The organism is Aquincola sp. J276 (assembly GCF_024700035.1).
In the GTDB taxonomy this organism is placed as follows: Bacteria; Pseudomonadota; Gammaproteobacteria; order Burkholderiales; family Burkholderiaceae_C; genus Aquincola; species Aquincola tertiaricarbonis.
The window spans coordinates 3,138,238-3,160,780 of sequence record NZ_JAJONC010000001.1 but is presented as its reverse complement, the minus strand read 5'-3'; the positions used below and the strand labels follow the sequence as shown (position 1 = coordinate 3,160,780).

17 protein-coding genes and 4 tRNA genes are annotated in these 22,543 nt (G+C 66.3%); 2 read left to right on the top strand and 19 right to left on the bottom strand.

Translation table 11 applies throughout. The features are described 5' to 3' along the window. The first annotated feature begins 75 nt into the window (after positions 1–75). A complete protein-coding gene (locus LRS14_RS14545; RefSeq protein ID WP_257799990.1) occupies positions 76–504 on the top strand; it encodes a putative toxin-antitoxin system toxin component, PIN family in 429 nt (142 codons plus the stop codon). A 69-nt stretch (positions 505–573) separates the two neighbouring features. On the opposite strand, the gene rpoC is transcribed toward LRS14_RS14545, so the two are convergent. The 19 genes from rpoC to trpE all read right to left on the bottom strand — a co-directional run bounded on the left by rpoC (position 574) and on the right by trpE (position 20,178). Beyond that, positions 574–4,800, bottom strand: coding sequence for a DNA-directed RNA polymerase subunit beta' (rpoC, locus tag LRS14_RS14540; RefSeq protein ID WP_046116045.1), 4,227 nt, complete (start codon positions 4,798–4,800; stop codon positions 574–576). A gap of 18 nt (positions 4,801–4,818) precedes the next feature. Continuing rightward, positions 4,819–8,943 carry a DNA-directed RNA polymerase subunit beta gene (gene rpoB / locus LRS14_RS14535; protein ID WP_257799989.1) on the bottom strand — a complete coding sequence of 1,375 codons (4,125 nt, stop codon included), beginning with the start codon at positions 8,941–8,943 and terminating at the stop codon, positions 4,819–4,821. Between the two features lie 303 nt (positions 8,944–9,246). After that, positions 9,247–9,624, bottom strand: a complete 378-nt coding sequence (rplL, locus tag LRS14_RS14530; protein WP_046116043.1) for a 50S ribosomal protein L7/L12 — start codon at positions 9,622–9,624, stop codon at positions 9,247–9,249. A 42-nt stretch (positions 9,625–9,666) separates the two neighbouring features. Then, the gene (rplJ, locus tag LRS14_RS14525) at positions 9,667–10,197 is read right to left on the bottom strand and encodes a 50S ribosomal protein L10 (RefSeq protein WP_046116042.1); all 531 of its coding nucleotides are present in this window, start codon (positions 10,195–10,197) and stop codon (positions 9,667–9,669) included. A gap of 268 nt (positions 10,198–10,465) precedes the next feature. Beyond that, positions 10,466–11,173, bottom strand: a complete 708-nt coding sequence (rplA, locus tag LRS14_RS14520; protein WP_257799988.1) for a 50S ribosomal protein L1 — start codon at positions 11,171–11,173, stop codon at positions 10,466–10,468. A gap of 1 nt (position 11,174) precedes the next feature. Next, positions 11,175–11,606 carry a 50S ribosomal protein L11 gene (gene rplK, locus LRS14_RS14515; protein WP_046116040.1) on the bottom strand — a complete coding sequence of 144 codons (432 nt, stop codon included), beginning with the start codon at positions 11,604–11,606 and terminating at the stop codon, positions 11,175–11,177. Positions 11,607–11,733: 127 nt separating this feature from the next. After that, on the bottom strand, positions 11,734–12,315 hold the full coding sequence (gene nusG / locus LRS14_RS14510; protein WP_257799987.1) for a transcription termination/antitermination protein NusG: 582 nt from the start codon (positions 12,313–12,315) through the stop codon (positions 11,734–11,736). A gap of 16 nt (positions 12,316–12,331) precedes the next feature. After that, positions 12,332–12,718: a preprotein translocase subunit SecE gene (gene secE, locus LRS14_RS14505; RefSeq protein ID WP_257799986.1), complete on the bottom strand. Its 387-nt coding sequence runs from the start codon at positions 12,716–12,718 to the stop codon at positions 12,332–12,334. Between the two features lie 149 nt (positions 12,719–12,867). Then, positions 12,868–12,943 (bottom strand) — tRNA-Trp (locus LRS14_RS14500). Between the two features lie 13 nt (positions 12,944–12,956). After that, a complete protein-coding gene (gene tuf / locus LRS14_RS14495) occupies positions 12,957–14,147 on the bottom strand; it encodes an elongation factor Tu (protein WP_046116152.1) in 1,191 nt (396 codons plus the stop codon). Positions 14,148–14,191: 44 nt separating this feature from the next. Next, a tRNA-Thr gene (locus tag LRS14_RS14490) sits at positions 14,192–14,266 on the bottom strand. Positions 14,267–14,320: 54 nt separating this feature from the next. Continuing rightward, positions 14,321–14,394 (bottom strand) — tRNA-Gly (locus tag LRS14_RS14485). A gap of 48 nt (positions 14,395–14,442) precedes the next feature. Beyond that, a tRNA-Tyr gene (locus LRS14_RS14480) sits at positions 14,443–14,528 on the bottom strand. Positions 14,529–14,543: 15 nt separating this feature from the next. Beyond that, the gene (locus LRS14_RS14475) at positions 14,544–15,230 is read right to left on the bottom strand and encodes a uracil-DNA glycosylase (RefSeq protein WP_257800486.1); all 687 of its coding nucleotides are present in this window, start codon (positions 15,228–15,230) and stop codon (positions 14,544–14,546) included. A gap of 44 nt (positions 15,231–15,274) precedes the next feature. Beyond that, positions 15,275–16,063, bottom strand: a complete 789-nt coding sequence (trpC, locus tag LRS14_RS14470; RefSeq protein ID WP_257799985.1) for an indole-3-glycerol phosphate synthase TrpC — start codon at positions 16,061–16,063, stop codon at positions 15,275–15,277. A gap of 1 nt (position 16,064) precedes the next feature. Next, on the bottom strand, positions 16,065–17,099 hold the full coding sequence (gene trpD, locus LRS14_RS14465; protein ID WP_257799984.1) for an anthranilate phosphoribosyltransferase: 1,035 nt from the start codon (positions 17,097–17,099) through the stop codon (positions 16,065–16,067). Between the two features lie 25 nt (positions 17,100–17,124). After that, positions 17,125–18,132 carry a low-specificity L-threonine aldolase gene (ltaE, locus tag LRS14_RS14460; protein ID WP_257799983.1) on the bottom strand — a complete coding sequence of 336 codons (1,008 nt, stop codon included), beginning with the start codon at positions 18,130–18,132 and terminating at the stop codon, positions 17,125–17,127. Then, the gene (locus tag LRS14_RS14455; RefSeq protein ID WP_046113379.1) at positions 18,129–18,701 is read right to left on the bottom strand and encodes an aminodeoxychorismate/anthranilate synthase component II; all 573 of its coding nucleotides are present in this window, start codon (positions 18,699–18,701) and stop codon (positions 18,129–18,131) included. The genes ltaE and LRS14_RS14455 overlap by 4 nt, the downstream gene beginning before the upstream one ends. A 1-nt stretch (position 18,702) precedes the next feature. Then, complete coding sequence (gene trpE / locus LRS14_RS14450) at positions 18,703–20,178, bottom strand: anthranilate synthase component I (RefSeq protein ID WP_046113378.1); 1,476 nt, start codon at positions 20,176–20,178, stop codon at positions 18,703–18,705. 299 nt (positions 20,179–20,477) lie between these two features. On the opposite strand from trpE, the gene LRS14_RS14445 reads away from it, so the two are divergent. Further along, positions 20,478–22,541, top strand: coding sequence for an ATP-dependent helicase (locus LRS14_RS14445; protein ID WP_257799982.1), 2,064 nt, complete (start codon positions 20,478–20,480; stop codon positions 22,539–22,541). Positions 22,542–22,543: the final 2 nt, after the last annotated feature.

Genomic DNA, 22,543 nt, shown 5'->3' with positions numbered 1-22,543 from the left:
AAGAACCCGGGAGTATATTCGGAGACGCCGCTCCCGTGCAAGCCGATGACGCCCGTTGCCCCTTTGCCTGACGCCGTGATCGTTGACACCAACGTTGCGCTCGACTGGCTCGTCTTCCGCAACCCGGCTGTCGCGCCGCTGTTTGACCGCATTTCGTCGGGTGGCCTGCGCTGGCTCGCCTGTGATCGCATGCGCGAGGAGCTGGCCCATGTGCTGTCACGCGGCGTCGGCGGCCGGCATGCGGCGGAAGATTCCGCCGTCCTGCTTGCCGCCTGGGACAGGCTGCCCACCCTGCGGCCGGCGCCCGCTGCGGGCGCCTCGCAGCGGCTGCACTGCAGCGACGCGGACGACCAGGTGTTCATCGATGCCGCCGTGGTGTGGCAGGCGCGCTGGCTGGTGACGCGGGACCGCGCGCTGTTGAAACTGGCCCGGCGGGCACGGCGCTTTGGCGTCGAGGTGCTGCCGCCGGAGCGCTGCATCGAGGCCTTGCAGGCGCCTGCCTGACAGAAAAAAGGGCAGCCGAAGCTGCCCTTTGCGAACCTGCGGACCGCTTGTGCGGCCCTAGCTGCTGCCTCACTCGGCCGCGTCGTCCGACGACGAATCGCTGCCGACCGCGGCCAGCTGCGCTGCAGCCAGCTCTTCGGCTTCCTGCAGTGCGATGGCGCGGCGCTCGCTCTCGTCCATGTCTTCCTTGACGCGGCGGGCCTCGTGGAAGGCCATGCCGGTGCCCGCGGGAATCAGGCGGCCAACGATGACGTTTTCCTTCAGGCCGCGCAGCTCGTCACGCTTGCCCATGATGGCCGCCTCGGTCAGCACCCGCGTGGTTTCCTGGAAGGAAGCCGCGGAGATGAACGAGTCGGTCGACAGCGAAGCCTTGGTGATGCCCAGCAGCACGTCGGCATGCGTGGCGGTGACCTTGCCTTCGCCGCGCAGGCGGTCGTTGGTGTCCAGCAGCTCCGAACGCTCGACCTGCTCGCCGGCGATGTAGCTGGACTCGCCCGGATTGACGATCTGCACGCGGCGCAGCATCTGGCGAACGATCACCTCGATGTGCTTGTCGTTGATCTTCACGCCTTGCAGCCGGTACACGTCCTGCACTTCGTCGACGATGTAGCGCGCCAGTTCCTCGATGCCCAGCAGGCGCAGGATGTCCTGCGGATCCGCCGCGCCGTCGACGATCAGCTCGCCGCGGTTCACCACCTGGCCTTCGTGCACCAGGATGTTCTTTTCCTTGGGCACCAGCTCTTCGTAGACCTTGCCGTCCGGATCGGTGATCTGCAGGCGGACCTTGCCCTTGGTCTCCTTGCCGAACGACACGGTACCCGTCTGCTCGGCCAGCGTGCCGACGTCCTTCGGCGAACGGGCTTCGAACAGCTCGGCCACCCGCGGCAGACCGCCGGTGATGTCGCGCGTCTTCTGGCCTTCGACCGGGATGCGCGCCAGCACTTCGCCGGGGGCGAGGTCCTGGCCGTCGCGGATCTGCACCAGCGAGCCCACCGGGAAGCCGATGGTCACCGAGTGGTCGGTGCCCGGGATCTTCACTTCCTGGCCGGCAGCGTCCAGCAGCTTGACCTGCGGGCGCACCACCTTCGTCGCACCGCGGCGCTTCGGGTCGATGACCACCAGCGTCGACAGGCCGGTGACCTCGTCCAGCTGCTTGGCGACCGTCACGCCCTCTTCCACGTTCTCGAACTTCGCCTTGCCGGCGAATTCCGTGATGATGGGTCGGGTCAGCGGGTCCCAGTTGGCCAGCACGGTGCCGGCCTTGATGGTCTGGTCGGCCTTGACGTTCAGCGTGGCGCCGTACGGCACCTTGTGGCGCTCGCGCTCGCGGCCGTGCGGGTCGAGGATGACGATTTCGCCCGAACGCGAGATGACGACCAGCTCGCCCTTGCCGTTGGTGACGTAGCGCATCGTGGCGTTGAAGCCGATGATGCCGTCGCTCTTGGCTTCGACGCTGTTGGCTACCGCCGCACGCGACGCCGCACCACCGATGTGGAACGTACGCATCGTCAGCTGGGTACCCGGCTCGCCGATGGATTGCGCGGCGATCACGCCCACCGCTTCGCCCACGTTCACCAAGCCGCCGCGGCCCAGGTCGCGGCCGTAGCACTTGGCGCACAGACCGAAGCGCGTGTCGCAGGTCAGCGGCGTGCGCACCTTCACCTCGTCGGCGCCGGCCGCTTCGAGCACTTCGAGCGTGTCCTCGTCCAGCATCTGGCCCGCGGGCACCAGCAGCTGCTGGTTCTCGGGGTGCAGCACCTCGACGGCAGCCACGCGGCCCAGGATGCGGTCGCGCAGCGATTCGATGACTTCACCACCTTCGACCAGCGCGCGCATGGCGATGCCGTTCTCGGTGTTGCAGTCGTTCTCGGTGACCACCAGGTCCTGCGTCACGTCCACCAGACGACGCGTCAGGTAGCCGGAGTTCGCGGTCTTCAGCGCCGTGTCCGCCAGGCCCTTACGGGCGCCGTGGGTGGAGATGAAGTACTGCAGAACGTTCAGGCCTTCGCGGAAGTTGGCCGTGATCGGCGTCTCGATGATCGAGCCGTCCGGCTTGGCCATCAGGCCCCGCATGCCCGCCAGCTGGCGGATCTGCGCGGCGGAACCGCGGGCGCCGGAGTCGGCCATCATGTAGATGGAGTTGAACGACTCCTGGTCCACCTCGTTGCCGTGGCGGTCCTGCACCTTCTGCTTGGAGAGCTGGGCCATCATGACCTTGCCCACCTCGTCACCGGTCTTGCCCCAGATGTCGACGACCTTGTTGTACCGCTCGCCGGCGGTCACCAGGCCCGAGACGTACTGCTGCTCGATCTCCTTGACTTCCTTCTCGGCGCGGTCGATCAGGCCCTGCTTCTCCTTCGGCACCAGCATGTCGTCGATGGCGATGGAGATGCCGGCGCGCGTGGCCAGGCGGAAGCCCGATTGCAGCAGCTTGTCCGCGAAGACCACCGTTTCCTTCAGGCCGCAGGTGCGGAAGGAGACGTTGATCAGCTTCGAGATCTCCTTCTTCTTCAGCGCCTTGTTGATGTTGCTGAAGGGCAGGCCCTTGGGCAGGATCTCGGACAGCAGCGCACGGCCGACCGTGGTGTCGACGAGCTTGGTCTCCGGCGTGAACTCGCCGGTTTCCTTGTTCTTCGTGTACTGGGTCAGGCGCACCGAGATCTTGGCGGTGATTTCAACGGCGCCGTTGTCCAGCGCGCGCTGCACTTCCACCACATCCGAGAAGATCAGGCCTTCGCCCTTGCCGTTGGTGCGCTCGCGGGTGGCGTAGTAAAGGCCCAGCACCACGTCCTGCGACGGCACGATCGACGGTTCGCCGTTGGCCGGGAACAGCACGTTGTTGGAGGCCAGCATCAGCGTGCGGGCTTCCATCTGCGCTTCGATCGACAGCGGCACGTGCACGGCCATCTGGTCGCCGTCGAAGTCGGCGTTGAACGCCGCGCACACCAGCGGGTGCAGCTGGATGGCCTTGCCTTCGATCAGCACCGGCTCGAACGCCTGGATGCCCAGGCGGTGGAGCGTCGGGGCGCGGTTCAGCAGGACCGGGTGTTCCTTGATGACTTCCTCGAGGATGTCCCAGACCACCGGCGTGCCGCTCTCGACTTCCTTCTTAGCGGCCTTGATGGTGGTGGCGATGCCCATCGCCTCCAGGCGCGAGAAGATGAAGGGCTTGAACAGCTCGAGCGCCATCAGCTTGGGCAGGCCGCACTGGTGCAGCTTGAGCGTCGGGCCCACCACGATGACCGAACGGCCCGAGTAGTCGACGCGCTTGCCCAGCAGGTTCTGGCGGAAGCGGCCGCTCTTGCCCTTGATCATGTCGGCCAGCGACTTCAGCGCACGCTTGTTGGCCCCGGTCATCGCCTTGCCGCGACGGCCGTTGTCCAGCAGCGAGTCCACCGCTTCCTGCAGCATGCGCTTCTCGTTGCGCACGATGATCTCGGGCGCCTTCAGCTCCAGCAGCCGCGCCAGGCGGTTGTTGCGGTTGATGACGCGGCGATACAGGTCGTTCAGGTCCGACGTGGCGAAGCGGCCGCCGTCCAGCGGCACCAGCGGGCGCAGGTCCGGCGGCAGCACGGGCAGCACTTCCAGCACCATCCAGCTCGGGCGGATGCCCGAGCGCTTGAAGGCTTCCATGACCTTCAGGCGCTTGCTGTTCTTCTTGATCTTGAGCTCGGAGCCGGTCATGTCGCCGCGGAGCTTCTCGATCTCGACGTCGAGATCCATCTCCTCCAGCAGCTTCTTGATGCCCTCGGCACCCATCAGCGCGACGAACTCTTCGCCGAACTCGATGCGCTTCGCGTCGTAGTCGTCCTCGCTCATGATCGAGAACTTCTTCAGCGGGGTCATGCCGGGGTCGACGACGACATACGCTTCGAAGTACAGCACGCGCTCGATGTCGCGCAGCGTCATGTCGAGCACCAGGCCCAGGCGCGACGGCAGCGACTTCAGAAACCAGATGTGCGCGCACGGCGCCGCCAGGTCGATGTGACCCATGCGGTCGCGACGGACCTTGGTCTGCGTGACTTCAACGCCGCACTTCTCGCAGATGACGCCACGGTGCTTCAGGCGCTTGTACTTGCCGCACAGGCACTCGTAGTCCTTGATCGGGCCAAAGATCTTGGCGCAGAACAAGCCATCGCGCTCCGGCTTGAACGTCCGGTAGTTGATCGTCTCGGGCTTCTTCACTTCGCCGAACGACCACGAGCGAATCTTTTCGGGCGATGCCAGCCCGATCTTGATCGCGTCGAAGTGTTCGTCGGGCGTGAATTGCTTGAAAAGGTCGAGTAGTCCCTTCATGCCTTTTCTCCTGTTCCCTTAGTTGCGCTCGAGCTCGATGTCGATGCCGAGCGAACGAATTTCCTTCACCAGCACGTTGAACGATTCCGGCATGCCGGCTTCGATCGAGTGCTCGCCCTTGACGATGTTCTCGTAGACCTTGGTGCGGCCGTTCACGTCGTCGGACTTCACGGTCAGCATCTCCTGCAGGATGTACGAGGCGCCATAGGCTTCCAGCGCCCACACTTCCATTTCGCCGAAGCGCTGGCCGCCGAACTGCGCCTTGCCGCCCAGCGGCTGCTGGGTGACGAGCGAGTAAGGGCCGGTGGAGCGGGCGTGCATCTTGTCGTCGACCAAGTGGTGCAGCTTCAGCACGTGCATGTAGCCCACCGTCACGGGGCGCTCGAAGGCGTCGCCGGTACGGCCGTCGTGCAGCGTGGCCTGGGTGCGCGTCTCGGTCAGGCCCTTGGCCTTGGCGATCTCGTCCGGATAGGCCAGCTTCAGCATGCCGCGGATCTCTTCCTCGGCCGCACCGTCGAACACCGGCGTCGCGAACGGCACGCCGTTCTCGAGGTTCTTCGCCATCTCGACGATGTCGTCATCGCTGAACGAGGACAGGTCCTCGGTCTTGCCGCCCGACTGGTTGTACAGCTGGTCGAAGAACTGGCGCAGCTCGGCCGCACGCGACTCGCGCTGCAGCATGTCGCCGATGCGCTGGCCGATGCCCTTGCCCGCCCAGCCCAGGTGCACTTCCAGCACCTGGCCCACGTTCATCCGCGAAGGCACGCCCAGGGGGTTCAGCACGATGTCGCACGGGGTGCCGTCGGCCATGTAGGGCATGTCTTCGATCGGAGTGATCTTGGACACGACACCCTTGTTGCCGTGGCGGCCGGCCATCTTGTCGCCAGGCTGCAGGCGGCGCTTGACGGCCAGGTACACCTTGACCATCTTCAGCACGCCGGCCGGCAGCTCGTCGCCCTGCGTGAGCTTCTTGCGCTTCTCTTCGAACGCGAGGTCGAAGCTGTGGCGCGTCTGCTCCAGCGAGTTCTTGATGCTTTCCAGCTGGTTGGCCACGTCGTCCTCGGCCGGGCGCACGTCGAACCAGTGGTACTTCTCGACCGAGGCCAGGTAGGCCTTGTCGATGGTCGTGCCCTTGGCCAGCTTCTGCGGGCCGCCGTTGGCGACCTTGCCGTTCAGCAGCTTCTCGATCCGGTCGAAGGCGTCGGCCTCGACGATGCGCAGCTGGTCGTTCAGGTCCAGGCGGAAGCGCTTCAGCTCGTCGTCGATGATCTGCTGGGCGCGCTTGTCGCGCTGGATGCCTTCACGGGTGAACACCTGCACGTCGATCACGGTGCCGTTGGTGCCCTGGTCCACGCGCAGCGACGTGTCCTTCACGTCCGAAGCCTTCTCGCCGAAGATGGCGCGCAGCAGCTTCTCTTCCGGCGTCAGCGTGGTCTCGCCCTTCGGCGTGACCTTGCCCACCAGCACGTCGCCCGGGTTCACCTCGGCGCCCACGTACACGATGCCCGATTCGTCGAGGCGAGCCAGCTGCTGCTCCGACAGGTTCGGGATGTCGCGCGTGATTTCCTCGGAGCCCAGCTTCGTGTCGCGGGCCATCACCACCAGTTCCTCGATGTGGATCGAGGTGTAGCGGTCTTCGGCCACGACACGTTCGCTGATCAGGATCGAGTCTTCGAAGTTGTAGCCGTTCCAGGGCATGAACGCGACCAGCATGTTCTGGCCGAGCGCGAGCTCGCCCAGGTCGGTCGATGCACCGTCAGCAATCACGTCGCCGGCGGCAACATGGTCACCACGGCGCACGATCGGGCGCTGGTGGATGTTCGTGTTCTGGTTGGAGCGGTGGTACTTGATCAGGTTGTAGATGTCGACGCCGACCTCACCCGCCACCGTCTCGTCGTCGTTCACGCGGATCACGATGCGGTTGGTATCGACGTAGTCGACGATGCCACCGCGGCGCGACGCCACGACCGTGCCCGAGTCCTTCGCGGCCACGCGTTCCACGCCGGTGCCCACCAGCGCCTTTTCGGGGCGCAGGGTCGGCACGGCCTGGCGCTGCATGTTCGCGCCCATCAGTGCGCGGTTCGCGTCGTCGTGCTCGAGGAACGGCACCAGCGAAGCAGCCACCGACACGATCTGCGTCGGCGCCACGTCCATGTACTGGATGCGTTCCGGCGAGGTCAGCACCGATTCGCCGTTTTCACGCGCCGACACCAGCTCGTCCACCAGGCGGCCTTCGCCGTCGAGCGAGGCGTTGGCCTGCGCAATGACGTACTTGCCTTCCTGGATGGCCGACAGGTAATCGATCTGGTCGGTCACCTGGCCGTCGTTCACGCGGCGATAAGGCGTTTCGAGGAAGCCGTACTCGTTGAGCTGTGCATACAGCGCCAGCGAGTTGATCAGGCCGATGTTCGGGCCTTCCGGCGTCTCGATCGGGCACACGCGGCCGTAGTGCGTCGGGTGCACGTCGCGCACCTCGAAGCCGGCGCGTTCACGCGTCAGACCACCCGGGCCCAGGGCCGAGACACGCCGCTTGTGCGTGATTTCGGACAGCGGGTTCGTCTGGTCCATGAACTGCGACAGCTGCGACGCACCGAAGAACTCCTTCAGCGCCGCGGAGATCGGCTTGGAGTTGATCAGGTCGTGCGGCATCAGGGCCTCGGTCTCGGCCTGGCCCAGACGCTCCTTCACGGCCTTCTCGATGCGTGCCAGGCCCGAGCGGTACTGGTTCTCGGCCAGCTCGCCGACGCAACGCACACGCCGGTTGCCCAGGTGGTCGATGTCGTCCACTTCGCCGCGGCCATTGCGCAGCTCGACGAGGATCTTCACCACGTCGAGGATGTCCTCGTTGGACAGCGTCATCGCGCCTTCGGCCGAGTCGCGGCCCACGCGGGCGTTGAACTTCATGCGGCCCACGCGCGACAGGTCGTACGTGTCGGCGCTGTAGAACAGGCGGTTGAACAGCGCTTCCACCGCGTCTTCGGTCGGCGGCTCGCCGGGGCGCATCATGCGGTAGATGGCCACGCGCGCGGCCAGCTGGTCGGCGGTCTCGTCGCTGGTCAGCGTCTGGCTGATGTAGGCGCCTTCGTCCAGCTCGTTCGTGTAGAGCGCCTGGATGTCCTTCACGCCCGACTGGCGCAGCTTCTTCAGCAGCGTGTCGGTCAGCTCCTCGTTGGCCTTGGCCACGATCTCGCCCGTGTCGGGGTCGACGATGTTGCGGGCCACGACGCGGCCGATCAGGAAGTCTTCCGGCACCGTGATGTGGTTGGTGCCCGACTGCTCCAGCGCGCGCACGTGGCGCGCGGTGATGCGCTTGTCCTTCTCGACGACCACTTCACCGTTCTTGTTGGTGATGTCGAAACGCGCGACCTCGCCACGCAGGCGGTCGGCCACGAACTCCATCTGCGCGCCCGATTCCATCAGGCGGAAGTTGTCGAAGACGAAGAAGTGCGCCAGGATCTGCTCGGGGTTCAGGCCGATGGCCTTGAGCAGGATCGTCACCGGCATCTTGCGGCGGCGGTCGACGCGGAAGTACAGGATGTCCTTCGGGTCGAACTCGAAGTCGAGCCACGAGCCGCGGTACGGAATGATCCGCGCGCTGAACAGCAGCTTGCCCGAGCTGTGGGTCTTGCCCTTGTCGTGCTCGAAGAACACGCCCGGCGAGCGGTGCAGCTGCGACACGATGACACGCTCGGTGCCGTTGACGATGAAGGAGCCGTAGTCGGTCATCAGGGGCACTTCGCCCATGTAGACCTCCTGCTCCTTGATCTCCTTGACCGTCTTGGCCTGCGCGGCTTCACGGTCATAGATGATCATCTGCAGCTTCGCCCGCACCGCAGCGGCGTACGTCAGACCGCGCTGCTGGCATTCGCGCGTGTCGAACGGCGGCTTCGCGATGTTGTACTCGATGAACTTCATCTCCACGTAACCGTTGTGCGAAACGATCGGGAACGCGGACAGGAAGGCGGCTTGCAGCCCCTCGGGCTTGCGCTTGGCGGGCGGCACGTCCTTCTGGAGGAACGCGACGTAGGATTCCCGCTGCATGGTCAGCAGATACGGGACGTTGAGAACGCTCTCGCGCTTACCGAAGCTCTTGCGGATCCGCTTGCGCTCGGTATAGCTGTAATTGGGGGATGCTTGCGCCATTGAACACTCCGTGTCGAAAACCCCCCGCCTGGCCGTGGCAGGAGTTTCGTCGGCGACTGGCAACTCGGGTGTTGCACCCGAGGCTTGGTGGTTGGCCACTACCAACCGCTGGCGGACAACCCCGGCGTTGCACCGGAGTCCGACCAAACCCGTTCTCTGCAGTCGGATCAGAGAACACTTGGAAAAGGAAGGGCGCGTATTGTGTCGCGCTTTCGCTTTCCGAGTGACCTCAAGCCGTGTAAACCCTGAAGCACGAAAGGCTGGGTGCCTGTAGAGCACCCAGCCTCGCTTCGGACAGGCCGATTACTTGATCTCGGCCTTGGCGCCGGCTTCCACCAGCTTCTTGACGGCGGCTTCCGCGTCGGCCTTGGGGATGGCTTCCTTGACGGGCTTCGGAGCGCCGTCCACCAGGTCCTTGGCTTCCTTCAGGCCCAGGCCCGTCAGTTCGCGCACGGCCTTGATGACGGAGACCTTCTGGGCGCCGGCTTCGAGCAGCACGACGTTGAATTCGGTCTTCTCTTCCACCGCAGCAGCGGCGGCGCCACCGCCACCGGCGGCCGGGGCGGCCACGGCAGCAGCCGAAACGCCGAACTTCTCTTCAATGGCCTTCACCAGGTCATTGAGTTCCATCACGGTCATGGTGTCCAGGCTGGACAGGAAAGCGTCTTTGTCGAATGCCATTTTGGATTCCTAGAAACAGTTGATTTGCTTGAATGCTGTGCGTCAGGCCGCGGCGGGTTCCGCTTCGGCAGGCGCGGCTTCGGCGCCGCCGCCCTTCTGTTCCGACACGGCAGCCACCGCACGCGCGAAGCGGGCGATCGGCGACTGCAGCAGGCCGGCCAGTTGGGTCAGCAGGACTTCGCGGCTGGGGATCGAGGCCAGGGCCTTGATGCCTTCGGCGTCGAGCGCCTTGCCACCAAATGCACCGCCCTTGACGACCAGCTTGTCGTTGGTCTTGGCAAAGTCCGACAGGACCTTGGCCGAGGCGACAGCGTCTTCCGAAAAACCGTAAATCAGCGGACCGGACATGGCTTCCGCAGCCACCTCGAACGGCGTACCGGCCACAGCGCGGCGGGCGAGCGTGTTCTTCAAAACATGAAGGTACACGCCCTTTTCCCGCGCGTCGCGGCGCAGCTTGTCGAGATGGGCAACGGTGAGGCCACGGTACTCGGCCAGCGTGAGGGTCTGCGAACGGGCTGCCTGGGCGGCCACGTCCGAGATCACGGTAGCTTTCTCGTTGCGATTGAGACTCAAGGTCTGCTCCTCACATCACGTGCCTTGGCGCCCTTGCGGGCACTTCCGGCACACCGGATTGCAGCGACCATCTGTTTCCAGGGAAAACAGCGGGACGCCATCTGCGCTGGCTTCCGGTCGGGCGCGAGCCCTTCCTTCGATTACGGCGCCCCGTGCAGGCACGGCACACCACCAGCGGTCTTGGATGACCCGCCGCAACCCGCGAAGGCTGCGGCGGCCCACCAATGCTCAAACAGCGCGCCAGACTCGCGCGCCGCCTTCATTCAGTTCAGGACTGGGCGGCCAGCGTGATCGACGAAGCGTCGACCCGCACACCAACGCCCATCGTCGAGCTGACGGCCACCTTGCGCAGGTAGACGCCCTTGCTCGACGCCGGCTTTGCCTTGTTCAGGGCCTCCAGCAGCGCAGCCAGGTTGCCCACCAGCTTGTCCGACTCGAACGAGCGACGGCCGATGGTCGTGTGGATGATGCCGGCCTTGTCAACACGGAACTGCACCTGGCCTGCCTTGGCGTTCTTCACGGCGGTGGCGACGTCCGGCGTCACGGTGCCGACCTTCGGGTTCGGCATCAGGCCGCGGGGACCCAGCACCTGACCCAGCGTACCGACGATGCGCATGGTGTCCGGCGAAGCGATCACCACGTCGAAGTTCAGGTTGCCGCCCTTGATCTGCTCGGCCAGGTCTTCCATGCCGACGATGTCGGCGCCGGCGGCGCGGGCCTCTTCAGCCTTGGCACCTTGGGCAAACACGGCCACGCGCTTGGTCTTGCCGGTGCCGTTGGGCAGGACAACGGCGCCACGCACCACCTGGTCCGACTTCTTGGCGTCGATGCCGAGCTGCACCGAGACGTCGATCGATTCGTCGAACTTGGCGGTCGCGCATTCCTTGACCAGCACCAGCGCGTCATCGATCGGGTACAGCTTCAGGCTGTCGACCTTGCCCTGCAGGGCCTTGGCTTTCTTCGTGAGCTTGGCCATGTCAGGCTCCTTCCACGGTCACGCCCATCGAGCGGGCGGAACCGGCAATCGTTTTCACCGCGGCTTCCAGGTCGGCAGCCGTCAGGTCCTTCTGCTTGGTCTTGGCGATCTCTTCGATCTGCGCACGGGTCAGCTTGCCAACCTTCTCGATGTGCGGACGGCCAGAACCCTTGTCGAGCTTCAGCGCCTTCTTGATCAGCACCGTGGCCGGCGGCGTCTTCAGGATGAAGGTGAACGACTTGTCGGCGAACGCGGTGATGACCACCGGCAGCATCAGGCCGGGTTCCATGCCCTGGGTCTGCGCGTTGAACGCCTTGCAGAACTCCATGATGTTCAGGCCGCGCTGGCCCAGTGCCGGACCGACCGGCGGCGACGGGTTGGCCTTGCCGGCCGGGATCTGCAGCTTGATGAAGCCGACGATTTTCTTTGCCATGAATGGCTCCTATCGAGTTCAAGCGCCCGCTCCGCTTTTCACGGCAGGACGGGCTCCTCGTCCAGTGCGACCCTGTTGCGAAGTCGGCAGGGGGCGCCGGGTCGCGCCACAGCCCCTGCCCGAAATGTCAGACCTTCTCGACCTGCGAGAAATCGAGCTCGACCGGCGTGGCGCGGCCGAAGATGGTGACGGACACGCGCACCTTCGACTTTTCGTAGTTCACGTCTTCCACGGCGCCGTTGAAGTCGGTGAACGGGCCTTCCTTGACCCGCACCGTCTCGCCCACCGTCCACTCGACCTTGGGCTTCGGCTTCTCGACGCCCTCTTGCATCTGGTTGACGATCTTCATCACCTCGGCTTCCGAGATGGGTACCGGGCGGTTCTTGGCGCCGCCGACGAAGCCGGTGACCTTGCTGGTGTGCTTCACCAGGTGCCAGCTCTCGTCGTCCATCAACATCTCGACCAGCACGTAGCCGGGGAAGAAGCGGCGCTCGGTCACGGCCTTCTTGCCGTTCTTCAGCTCGACGACTTCTTCGGTTGGCACCAGGATGCGGCCGAACTTGCTGTTCATGCCGGCGCGCTCGATGCGCTCACGCAAATTGCGCTCAACGGCCTTTTCCATGCCCGAGTAGGCATGGACGACGTACCAGCGCAGCGGCAACGGCGCCGGGGCGGCCGTGTCGGTGGGGGTCAGATCGGATTCGCTCATGCTTTCTCGCTTGTCGTCAACGCCAGCCCAGGATCAGGTCGTACAAGGCCCACTCGAGTGTCTTGTCGGTCAGCCAGAGGAACAGGGCCATCACCAGCACGAAGGCGAACACGTAGGCAGTCATCTGCATGGCCTCCTTGCGGGCGGGCCAGACGACCTTCTTCGTTTCGTTGACCGAATCCTGGCCGAAGGCGATGAGCTGCTTGCCCATCTCGGAGACGAAGAACACGCCTACCGCGGCTGCCAGCAGCACGAGCAGCACTGCCACGCGCATCCACAGCGGCTGGGCCGCAAGCAGGTAGAAAGCCGCCACCGCGCCAACCACCAGCACGCCGGCAAAGGCCAGCTTGGCCTTGTCCGCGCCACTGGAGACGGTTTCGACTTGAGGATTGGTGGTGGCCATCGCTTTCAATTCACATTCGGATCGTGGGCCGCACGCGCCAGCAAAGGTCAGGCGCACTAGCAGCAAAGCCCGCCGGGCCGGCGCAGAGATTGCGCACCACCCGCGGGCTGATTCGGCTTCACCGAACGGGACGCCTCAGCGTCTGTCGGTGGCAGGGGCAGAGGGTCTCGAACCCCCAACCTTCGGTTTTGGAGACCGACGCTCTGCCAATTGAGCTATGCCCCTGCAGCCTTACTTCTTACTCGATGATCTTGGCAACGACGCCGGCGCCGACGGTGCGGCCGCCTTCACGGATGGCGAAGCGCAGGCCTTCTTCCATCGCGATCGGGGCGATCAGCTTGACGGTGATGCTGACGTTGTCGCCCGGCATGACCATTTCCTTGTCCTTCGGCAGCTCCACCGCGCCGGTCACGTCCGTCGTGCGGAAGTAGAACTGCGGGCGATAGTTGTTGAAGAACGGGGTGTGGCGGCCGCCTTCTTCCTTGCTCAGCACGTACACCTCGGCGGTGAAGTGCGTGTGCGGCTTGATGGAGCCCGGCTTGCACAGCACCTGGCCGCGCTCGACGTCTTCACGCTTGGTGCCGCGCAGCAGGATGCCCACGTTGTCGCCGGCCTGACCTTGGTCCAGCAGCTTGCGGAACATTTCCACGCCGGTGCAGGTGGTCTTCTGGGTGGCGCGGATACCGACGATCTCGATTTCCTCACCGACCTTGACCACGCCACGCTCGACACGGCCCGTGACCACGGTGCCGCGGCCCGAGATCGAGAACACGTCTTCCACGGGCATCAGGAACGCACCGTCCACGGCGCGCTCGGGCGTCGGGATGTAGCTGTCCAAGGCGTCGGCCAGGGCCATGATGGCCTGCTCGCCCAGCTCGCCCTTGTCGCCTTCGAGCGCCAGCTTGGCCGAGCCCTTGACGATCGGGGTGTCGTCGCCGGGGAAGTCGTACTTCGACAGCAGCTCGCGCACTTCCATCTCGACGAGCTCGAGCAGCTCGGCGTCGTCGACCATGTCGCACTTGTTCAGGAAGACGATGATGTACGGCACGCCGACCTGGCGCGCCAGCAGGATGTGCTCACGCGTCTGGGGCATCGGGCCGTCGGCGGCCGAGCACACCAGGATCGCGCCGTCCATCTGCGCCGCGCCCGTGATCATGTTCTTCACATAGTCAGCGTGGCCCGGGCAGTCAACGTGCGCGTAGTGGCGGTTGGCGGTCTCGTACTCGACGTGCGCGGTGTTGATCGTGATGCCGCGCGCCTTTTCTTCCGGCGCCGCGTCGATCTGGTCGTACGCCTTGGCTTCGCCGCCGAACTTGGCCGACAGGATCGTCGTGATCGCCGCCGTCAGCGTCGTCTTGCCATGGTCCACGTGGCCAATGGTGCCCACGTTGACGTGCGGCTTGGTCCGCTCGAACTTACCTTTTGCCATGTTGCGCGCTCCTGGCTGAGAAACGATTTCTTACGATTGGCGGGTGGTGCCCATGGCGCGGATCGAACGCGCGACCTCTCCCTTACCAAGGGAGTGCTCTACCACTGAGCCACATGGGCATCGACACGGCTTTGGGTCGCTGAACAACGGCACAAAGCGGTGTCGACACAGACTGGAGCGGGAGACGGGAATCGAACCCGCGTCATCAGCTTGGAAGGCTGGGGTTCTACCATTGAACTACTCCCGCTCGGGAGTCAGCACCAAATCACTGCACTACTGAAAAACAAGCTCGCTTTGGTGGAGGAGGCTGGATTCGAACCAGCGTAGGCGTAAGCCAACAGATTTACAGTCTGCCCCCTTTAGCCACTCGGGCACCCCTCCTGGGCGAGCCGATGACTATAGCACGGTTTGCGGAAGTGTCCAATCAAGCGCGCCGAATGTTGCATCGGGCCCCAAAAACTCCTGGGCACGGCGGAAGTGGCCGCAGCCGATGAACGGTACCGGCGGGCGCTGCGCCGAGAGTGGCGAGGGGTGATTGGAGGCCAGTACCAGGTGCTGCGGATGCGCCGCCGCGATCGGCTGGCCGAAGGCCTGCGCGTGGTTGCCCCACAACATGAACACGAGGGGCCGCGGCTCCTGCGCAACACGGGCCAGCAGCGCCCGTGTCAGCGATTCCCAGCCCCTGCTGGCATGCGCGCCGGCCTGGCCGTCTTCCACCGTCAGGCTGGTGTTGGTCAACATCACGCCGCGGCGCGCCCAGGCGCTCAGGTCGCCGGAGCGCGGCACCGGCAGGCCGAGGTCGCGCTGCAATTCCTTGAAAATGTTGCGCAGGCTGGGCGGCAGGCGCATGCCTTCGGGCACCGAGAATGCCAGCCCCTGCGCCTGGCCGGGGCCGTGGTACGGGTCCTGGCCGACGATGACGACCCGCACGCTGCGCAGCGGGGTAAGTTGCAGCATGCGCAACGGGTTGGCCGGGTACACCGCTACCCCGGCGGCCACGCGCGCGTCGACGTGGGCGATCAGGCGGCGCGCCTCGTCGGTGGTGCGCCAGGCGTCGATCACCGGCTGCCAGTCGCCGCCCACCTCGGTGAGCACTTCATCAAGCGGCCGGCACAGGCGGTTCGGCGTCACGAGAACAGGGTTGCCAGGGCGAGGCCCGGGTCGTCGGCGCGCATGAAGGCCTCACCGACGAGGAAAGCGTGCACGCCGGCATCGCGCATGCGTTGCACGTCGGGTTGGCCAAGGATGCCCGACTCGGTGACCAGCAGCCGGTCGGCCGGCACCCGGGCCAGCAGGCCCAGCGTGGTGTTGAGCGTGACCTCGAAGGTGCGCAGGTTGCGGTTGTTGATGCCGACCAACGGCGTCTTCAGGCGCAGCGCGCGGTCCAGCTCGGCGCCGTCGTGTACCTCCACCAGCACCGCCATGCCCAGGGCGTGGGCGGTGGCTTCCAGGTCGGCCATCTGCGCGTCGTCCAGGCAGGCGGCGATCAGCAGGATGCAGTCGGCGCCCATCGCGCGGGCCTCGAACACCTGGTAGGCGTCGATCATGAAGTCCTTGCGCAGCACCGGCAGCGCGCAGGCGGCGCGGGCCTGCTGCAGGTACTCAGACGCGCCCTGGAAGAAGGAGCGGTCGGTGAGCACCGACAGGCAGGCCGCGCCGCCGCGTTCGTAGCTGGCGGCGATCTCGGCCGGCACGAAGTGCTCGCGCAGCACGCCCTTGCTGGGGCTGGCCTTCTTCACCTCGGCGATGACGGCTGCCCGGCCGGCGGCGATCTTGGCACGCAGCGCGGCCTCGAAACCACGCACGTCGGTGCGGGCTTCGGCATCGCGCCGCACCGCAGCCAGATCGCGCTGCCGGCGCAGCACGGCCAGCTCTTCATGCTTGACCGCCACGATGCGGTTGAGAATGTCGCTCATGTCAGGCCGCCTTCAGCCTGCAGGTAGCCGCCACGAACTGCTGCAGCTTGGCCCGGGCCGCGCCGCTGGCCACGGCCTCGCGGGCCAGCTTCACGCCGTCGACGATGGAGGCGGCCACGTTGGCGCAGTACAGCGCGGCGCCGGCGTTCAGCAGCACGATGTCGCGCACCGGGCCGTCCTCGTTGGCCAGCGCCTTCTGGATGCAGACCACCGACTCCTCCTTGTTGGCCACGCGCAGCACGCGCGAGTCGTAGACCGGCAGGCCGAAGTCGCTGGGGTGCACCACGTACTCGCGCACCGCGCCGTCCTTCAGTTCGCCGACCATCGATTCGCCCGACAGCGACAGCTCGTCCATACCGTTCATGCCGTGCACGATCATCACGTGCTCGCTGCCCAGGCGCTGCAGCACGCGCACCTGGATGCCGACCAGGTCGGGGTGGAACACGCCCATCAGCTGATTGGGCGCGTTGGCCGGGTTGGTCAGCGGGCCCAGGATGTTGAAGATGGTGCGCACGCCCAGCTCCTTGCGGACGGGCGCGGCATGCTTCATCGACGCATGGTGGTTGGGCGCGAACATGAAGCCGATGCCGGTTTCGGCCAGGCAGGCGGCCACCTGCTCGGGCGTGAGGTCGATGCAGGCGCCCAGCGCCTCCAGCACGTCGGCGCTGCCGGAGCTGGACGACACGCTGCGCCCGCCATGCTTGGCCACCCGTGCGCCAGCGGCTGCGGCCACGAGCATCGCGGCGGTGGAGATGTTGAAGCTGTGCGCCGCGTCGCCGCCGGTGCCGCACAGGTCGACCAGGTGCGTGCGGTCGGCCACCGCCACCGGCGTGGCGAACTCGCGCATCACCTGCGCGGCGGCCGCAATCTCACCGATGGTTTCCTTCTTCACCCGCAGGCCGACGGCCAGCGCGGCGATCATCACCGGCGACATCTCGCCCATCATGATGCGGCGCATCAGCGCCAGCATCTCGTCATGGAAGATCTCGCGGTGCTGGATGACGCGGGTCAGCGCGTCGGTGTTGCTGATGCTCATGCGGGGCTCCTCTCGGGCGGCCGGCTCAGCCGGCCAGCAGCTCGCGCAGCACCGGCAGCGCGCGGTCGATGTCGTCGGTGCTCACGTCCAGGTGGGTGACGAAGCGCAGCTTGTACAGGCCGGTGGCCAGCACGCCGCGTTCGGCCAGGCGCTGCACCAGCCCCTCGCCGCGCTCGGGCGGCACGTCGACGAAGACGATGTTGGTCTGCGGGGCCTGCACCTGCACGCCGGACAGGCCCTGCAGGCCTTCGGCCAGGCGGCGGGCGTTGGCATGGTCTTCGGCCAGGCGGTCCACATGGTGCTCGATCGCATGCAGCGCACCGGCCGCGATCACGCCAGCCTGCCGCATGCCGCCGCCCACCATCTTGCGCCAGCGGTGCGCGCGCTGGATGAAGTCCTTCGAGCCGCACAGGGCCGAGCCCACCGGTGCGCCCAGCCCCTTGCTGAAGCACACCGACACGCTGTCGAACGGACGCGCCAGCTCCGCCGCGCTGCGGCCGGAGGCCACCACGGCATTGAAGAAGCGCGCGCCGTCCAGGTGGCAGGCCAGGCCCTTGCTGCGCGCCAGCGCGGTGGCCTCTTCCACATAGGCCTGCGGCAGCACGTTGCCACCCCAGGTGTTTTCCAGGCAGAAGAGCCGGCTGCGCGCGAAGTGCGAGTCGTCGGGCTTGATGTTGGCCGCGATGTCGGCCAGCGCAATGGTGCCGTCGGGCTGGTTGGGCAACGGCTGCGGCTGGATGCTGCCCAGCACCGCAGCGCCGCCAGCCTCCCAGCGGTAGCAGTGGGCATGCTGGCCGACGAGGTACTCGTCGCCGCGGCCGCAATGCGTCATCAGCGCCACCAGGTTGCTCTGCGTGCCGGTGGGCACGTACAGCGCCGCCTCGAAGCCCAGCATCTCGGCGATGCGCTGCTGCAGGCGGTTGACGGTGGGGTCGTCGCCGAAGACGTCGTCGCCCACCTCGGCGCGGGCCATCGCCTCGCGCATCGCAGCCGTCGGCCGGGTGACGGTGTCGCTGCGCAGGTCGATGGTCATGCTTTGCTCTGCTCCAGGAAGTTGCGCAGCATGGCGTGGCCGTGCTCGCTGAGGATGGATTCGGGATGGAACTGCACGCCTTCCATCATCACCTCCTTGTGGCGAACGCCCATGATCTCGCCGTCCTCCGAGGTGGCGGTGACGACGAGTTCGGCGGGCAGCGTCTGCCGCTCGATGGCCAGCGAGTGGTAGCGCACCACGTCGAACTGCTCGGGTAGGTTGGCGAACACGCCCTGGCGGTCGGTGCTGATGCGGCTCACCTTGCCGTGCATCTGGACTTGCGCGCGGATGACCTTGCCGCCCAGCGCGGCGCCAATGGCCTGGTGGCCCAGGCACACGCCCAGCAGCGGCAGCCGGCCCTTGAAGTGGCGGATGGCCTCCACGCAGATGCCGGCCTCGGCCGGCGAACACGGCCCGGGCGAAAGCACCAGCTGGTCGGGCTTCAGCGCCTCGATGCCGGCGATGTCGATCTCGTCGTTGCGGAAGACCTTCACCTCCTCGCCCAGCTCGCCGAAGTACTGCACCAGGTTGAAGGTGAAGCTGTCGTAGTTGTCGATCATCAGCAGCATGTCAGAACCCCTCTTCCACGAGTTCGGCGGCGCGGATGAGCGCCCGGGCCTTGGCCTCGGTCTCCTTCCATTCCAGCTCGGGCACTGAATCGGCCACCACGCCGGCCGCCGCCTGCACGTACAGCGTCTGGTCCTTGATGATGCCGGTGCGGATGGCGATGGCCACGTCCATGTCGCCGGCAAAGCTTAGGTAGCCGCAGGCGCCGCCGTAGATGCCGCGCTTGACCGGCTCCAGCTCGTCGATGATTTCCATCGCGCGGATCTTGGGCGCGCCAGTCAGCGTGCCGGCCGGGAAGGTGGCCTTCAGCACGTCGAGGTTGGTGGTGCCTTCCAGCAGCGTGGCTTCGACGTTGCTGACGATGTGCATCACGTGCGAATAACGCTCCACCACGAAGGCCTCGGTCACCTTGACGCTGCCGGTCTGCGCGATGCGGCCCAGGTCGTTGCGCGCCAGGTCGATCAGCATCAGGTGCTCGGCGCGCTCCTTGGGGTCGGCCTTGAGCTCGGCTTCCATCGCCAGGTCCTGCTCCGGCGTGGCGCCACGCGGGCGGGTACCGGCCAGCGGGCGGATCGTCACCTTCTGGCCTTCGGGCGTGCTCTCCTGCCGCACCAGGATCTCGGGCGAGGCGCCGACGATCTGGAAGTCGCCCATGTCGTAGAAGTACATGTACGGCGACGGGTTGAGCGAACGCAGCGCCCGGTACAGCGTCAGCGGCGACTCGGTGTAGCGCTTCTTCAGCCGCTGGCCCACCTGCACCTGCATCATGTCGCCGGCGGCGATGTACTCCTTGGCCACGGCCACGGCCTTGAGGTAGTCGGCCTTGTCGAACTCCCGTTCCACCGCGTAGCTGGCGCCGCGGCGCACCGGGGGCGCGGTGACGCTGAACTTGAGCTTGTCCGCCAGTTCCGACAGGCGGCGCTTGCCTGAGAAGTAGGCCTCCGGCCGCGACGGGTCGGCATAGACGATCAGGTACAGCCGGCCCGACAGGTTGTCGATGACCGCAAGCTCCTCGCACTGCAGCAGCTGGATGTCCGGCGTGCCGATGCCGCCGGGCTTCTCCACCTTCGCGAGTTTGGGCTCCATGTAACGCACCGCGTCGTAGCCGAAGTAGCCGGCCAGCCCGCCGCAGAAACGCGGCATGCCCGGGCGCAGCGCCACCTTGAAACGCTGCTGGTAGGCCTCGATGAAGTCGAGCGGATTGCCTTCGTGGGTCTCCACCACCTGGCCGTCGGTCACCACTTCGGTCAGCGGGCCGGTGGTGCGCAGCAGCGTGCGCGCCGGCAGGCCGATGAAGGAATAGCGGCCGAAGCGCTCGCCGCCGACGACGGACTCCAGCAGGAAGCTGTACTTCTGGCCGCCGGCCAGCTTGAGGTACAGCGACAGCGGCGTTTCCAGGTCGGCGAAGGCCTCCGCGATCAGCGGGATGCGGTTGTAGCCCTGCGAGGCGAGGCTCTTGAATTCGAGTTCGGTGATCATGTGTTCAGCCCTCCGGGACCCCGTGCACGCATGGCGCGGCCGAGGTCGAGATACGGAATTGCGGGGAAGCGGTGGCGGTATCAGTCGCTAGGCAAGGCCGGCCGGAAGATGGCGGCATGCACAGGCCGAGCCCGCAGCAAACTAGACGGCAGCGGAAGCAGGCTGGCGACGCCAGGGCCAGGCTCCCCGGTCGTTCGACCTCGTCGTGAGTTTGCGTGGCATGAACATGGGCGGCGACTATAGCAGCGGCGTGGGGTGAATACCCCCGGAAGGGGGCGCCCGTATGATCGCCCGCTCCCATGGCAGACACCCTCAATCCCGCCCAGCTCGAAGCGGTTTATCACCTGGACGGCCCCTGCCTCGTGCTGGCCGGCGCCGGCTCGGGCAAGACCCGCGTCATCACCCACAAGATCGCACGGCTGCTGCAGGCCGGGCTGGCGCCGAAGGAGATCGCGGCCATCACCTTCACCAACAAGGCTTCGCAGGAGATGCGCGAACGGGCCAAGTCGCTGGTGGGCCCGCGCGCCGCGAAGGACCTGGTGGTGAGCACCTTCCACTCGCTGGGCGTGCGCATGCTGCGCGAGAGCGGCACCCGTCTGGGCCTGAAGGAGCAGTTCTCCATCCTGGACAGCGACGACGTGCTGGGTGTGCTGCGCGACGCCGGCGGCACGACCGACGCCGCCACCGCCCGCCGCTGGCAATGGACGATCAGCCTGTGGAAGAACCAGGGCCTGACCAGCGACACCGCGATGGCCGCCGCCAAGGACGCCGACGAGCAGGTGGCCGCGCGGGTGATGAAGCTCTACGAGGAGCGCCTGTCGGCCTACCAGGCGGTGGACTTCGACGACCTGATCAGCCTGCCGCTGAAGCTGCTGAATACCGACGAGGAAGCACGCGCCGAATGGCAGGGCCGCTTCCGCCACGTGCTGGTGGACGAATACCAGGACACCAACGCGGTGCAGTACGAACTGCTGAAGGCGCTGGTCAGCCATCCCGACGACCGGCGCGCCGGCCGCTTCACCGCGGTGGGCGACGACGACCAGAGCATCTACGGCTGGCGCGGCGCCACTATCGACAACCTGCGCCGGCTGCCGCAGGACTTCCCGAAGCTGAAGGTGATTCCGCTGGAGCAGAACTACCGCTCCACCGGCGCCATCCTGCGGGCGGCCAACAACGTGATCGCCGGCAACCCCAAGCTGTTCGAGAAGAAGCTGTGGAGCGACTTCGGCGATGGCGAGCCGGTGCACCTGATGGAGTGCGACGGCGAGGAACACGAGGCCGAGCGCGCGGTGTCGCGCATCCAGTCGCTGCGCTCGCAGGGCGGGCAGGTGAAGTTCAGCGACTTCGCGGTGCTGTACCGGGCCAACCACCAGGCGCGTGTGTTCGAGCAGAAGCTGCGCGCGGCGCAGATCCCCTACAAGGTGTCCGGCGGCCAGAGCTTCTTCGACCGCGCCGAGATCAAGGACCTGTGCGCCTGGCTGCGGCTGCTGGTCAACCAGGACGACGACCCGGCCTTCCTGCGCGCGGTGACCACGCCCAAGCGCGGCATCGGCCACCAGACGCTGGGCAAGCTGGGCGAGTTTGCGGGCAAGTGGAAGCTCAGCCTGTTCGAGGCGCTTTTTTCCGAAAGCCTGGGCGTGTCGCTGAATGCCAAGGCCATCGGCGGGCTGCACGAGTTCGGCCGCTACATCAACGATTTCGAGCACAAGGCGCGGCACACCGTGGGCGGCGAGGACGCCAAGGTGCTGCTGCTGGAATGGCTGAAGGACATCGGCTACGAGCAGCACCTGTACGACAGCGAGGAGAGCGAGAAACTGGCCGCCTCGCGCTGGTCGAACGTGATGGACTTCATCGACTGGATCGCCAAGCGCTGCGGCGGGCAGATCACGCAGGAAGGCGGCACCTTCGAGAGCGAACGCAAGAGCGTGCTGGAGGTGGCGCAGACGATCAGCGTGATCATCAGCCTGGCCGAGCGCGGCGACGAGCAGGACGTGGTGACGCTGTCGACCCTGCATGCGTCCAAGGGCCTGGAATGGCCGCACGTGGTGCTGGCCGGCGTGAACGAAGGGCTGCTGCCCTTCCGCAGCGACAGCGAGGAGATGACGCCCGAGCGGCTGGAAGAAGAACGCCGGCTGATGTACGTGGGCATCACCCGGGCGCGCACCACGCTGGCGGTGAGCACGCTGCGCCGGCGCAAGAAGGGCCGCGAGACGATCCAGGGCATCCCCAGCCGCTTCATCCTCGAGATGAAGCTGCACGAGTCGTCCAGCAAGGAAGACCCGAAGGAGCGGCTGAAGAAGATCCGCGAGGCGCTGGCGGCCAAGGCGGCAGCGGCCGCGGCGGCTGCGGCGCCGCCGGGCTGAAG

Coding starts and splice junctions, on each gene's coding strand:
- trpC (WP_257799985.1), bottom strand. CDS start 16,063: ATGAGCGACATTCTCAACCGCATCGTGGCGGTCAAGCATGAAGAGCTG.
- LRS14_RS14455 (WP_046113379.1), bottom strand. CDS start 18,701: ATGCTGCTGATGATCGACAACTACGACAGCTTCACCTTCAACCTGGTG.
- trpE (WP_046113378.1), bottom strand. CDS start 20,178: ATGATCACCGAACTCGAATTCAAGAGCCTCGCCTCGCAGGGCTACAAC.
- secE (WP_257799986.1), bottom strand. CDS start 12,718: ATGGCCACCACCAATCCTCAAGTCGAAACCGTCTCCAGTGGCGCGGAC.
- rplK (WP_046116040.1), bottom strand. CDS start 11,606: ATGGCAAAGAAAATCGTCGGCTTCATCAAGCTGCAGATCCCGGCCGGC.
- trpD (WP_257799984.1), bottom strand. CDS start 17,099: ATGAGCATCAGCAACACCGACGCGCTGACCCGCGTCATCCAGCACCGC.
- rplA (WP_257799988.1), bottom strand. CDS start 11,173: ATGGCCAAGCTCACGAAGAAAGCCAAGGCCCTGCAGGGCAAGGTCGAC.
- tuf (WP_046116152.1), bottom strand. CDS start 14,147: ATGGCAAAAGGTAAGTTCGAGCGGACCAAGCCGCACGTCAACGTGGGC.
- LRS14_RS14445 (WP_257799982.1), top strand. CDS start 20,478: ATGGCAGACACCCTCAATCCCGCCCAGCTCGAAGCGGTTTATCACCTG.
- rpoB (WP_257799989.1), bottom strand. CDS start 8,943: ATGGCGCAAGCATCCCCCAATTACAGCTATACCGAGCGCAAGCGGATC.
- nusG (WP_257799987.1), bottom strand. CDS start 12,315: ATGAGCGAATCCGATCTGACCCCCACCGACACGGCCGCCCCGGCGCCG.
- ltaE (WP_257799983.1), bottom strand. CDS start 18,132: ATGACCATCGACCTGCGCAGCGACACCGTCACCCGGCCGACGGCTGCG.
- rplL (WP_046116043.1), bottom strand. CDS start 9,624: ATGGCATTCGACAAAGACGCTTTCCTGTCCAGCCTGGACACCATGACC.
- rpoC (WP_046116045.1), bottom strand. CDS start 4,800: ATGAAGGGACTACTCGACCTTTTCAAGCAATTCACGCCCGACGAACAC.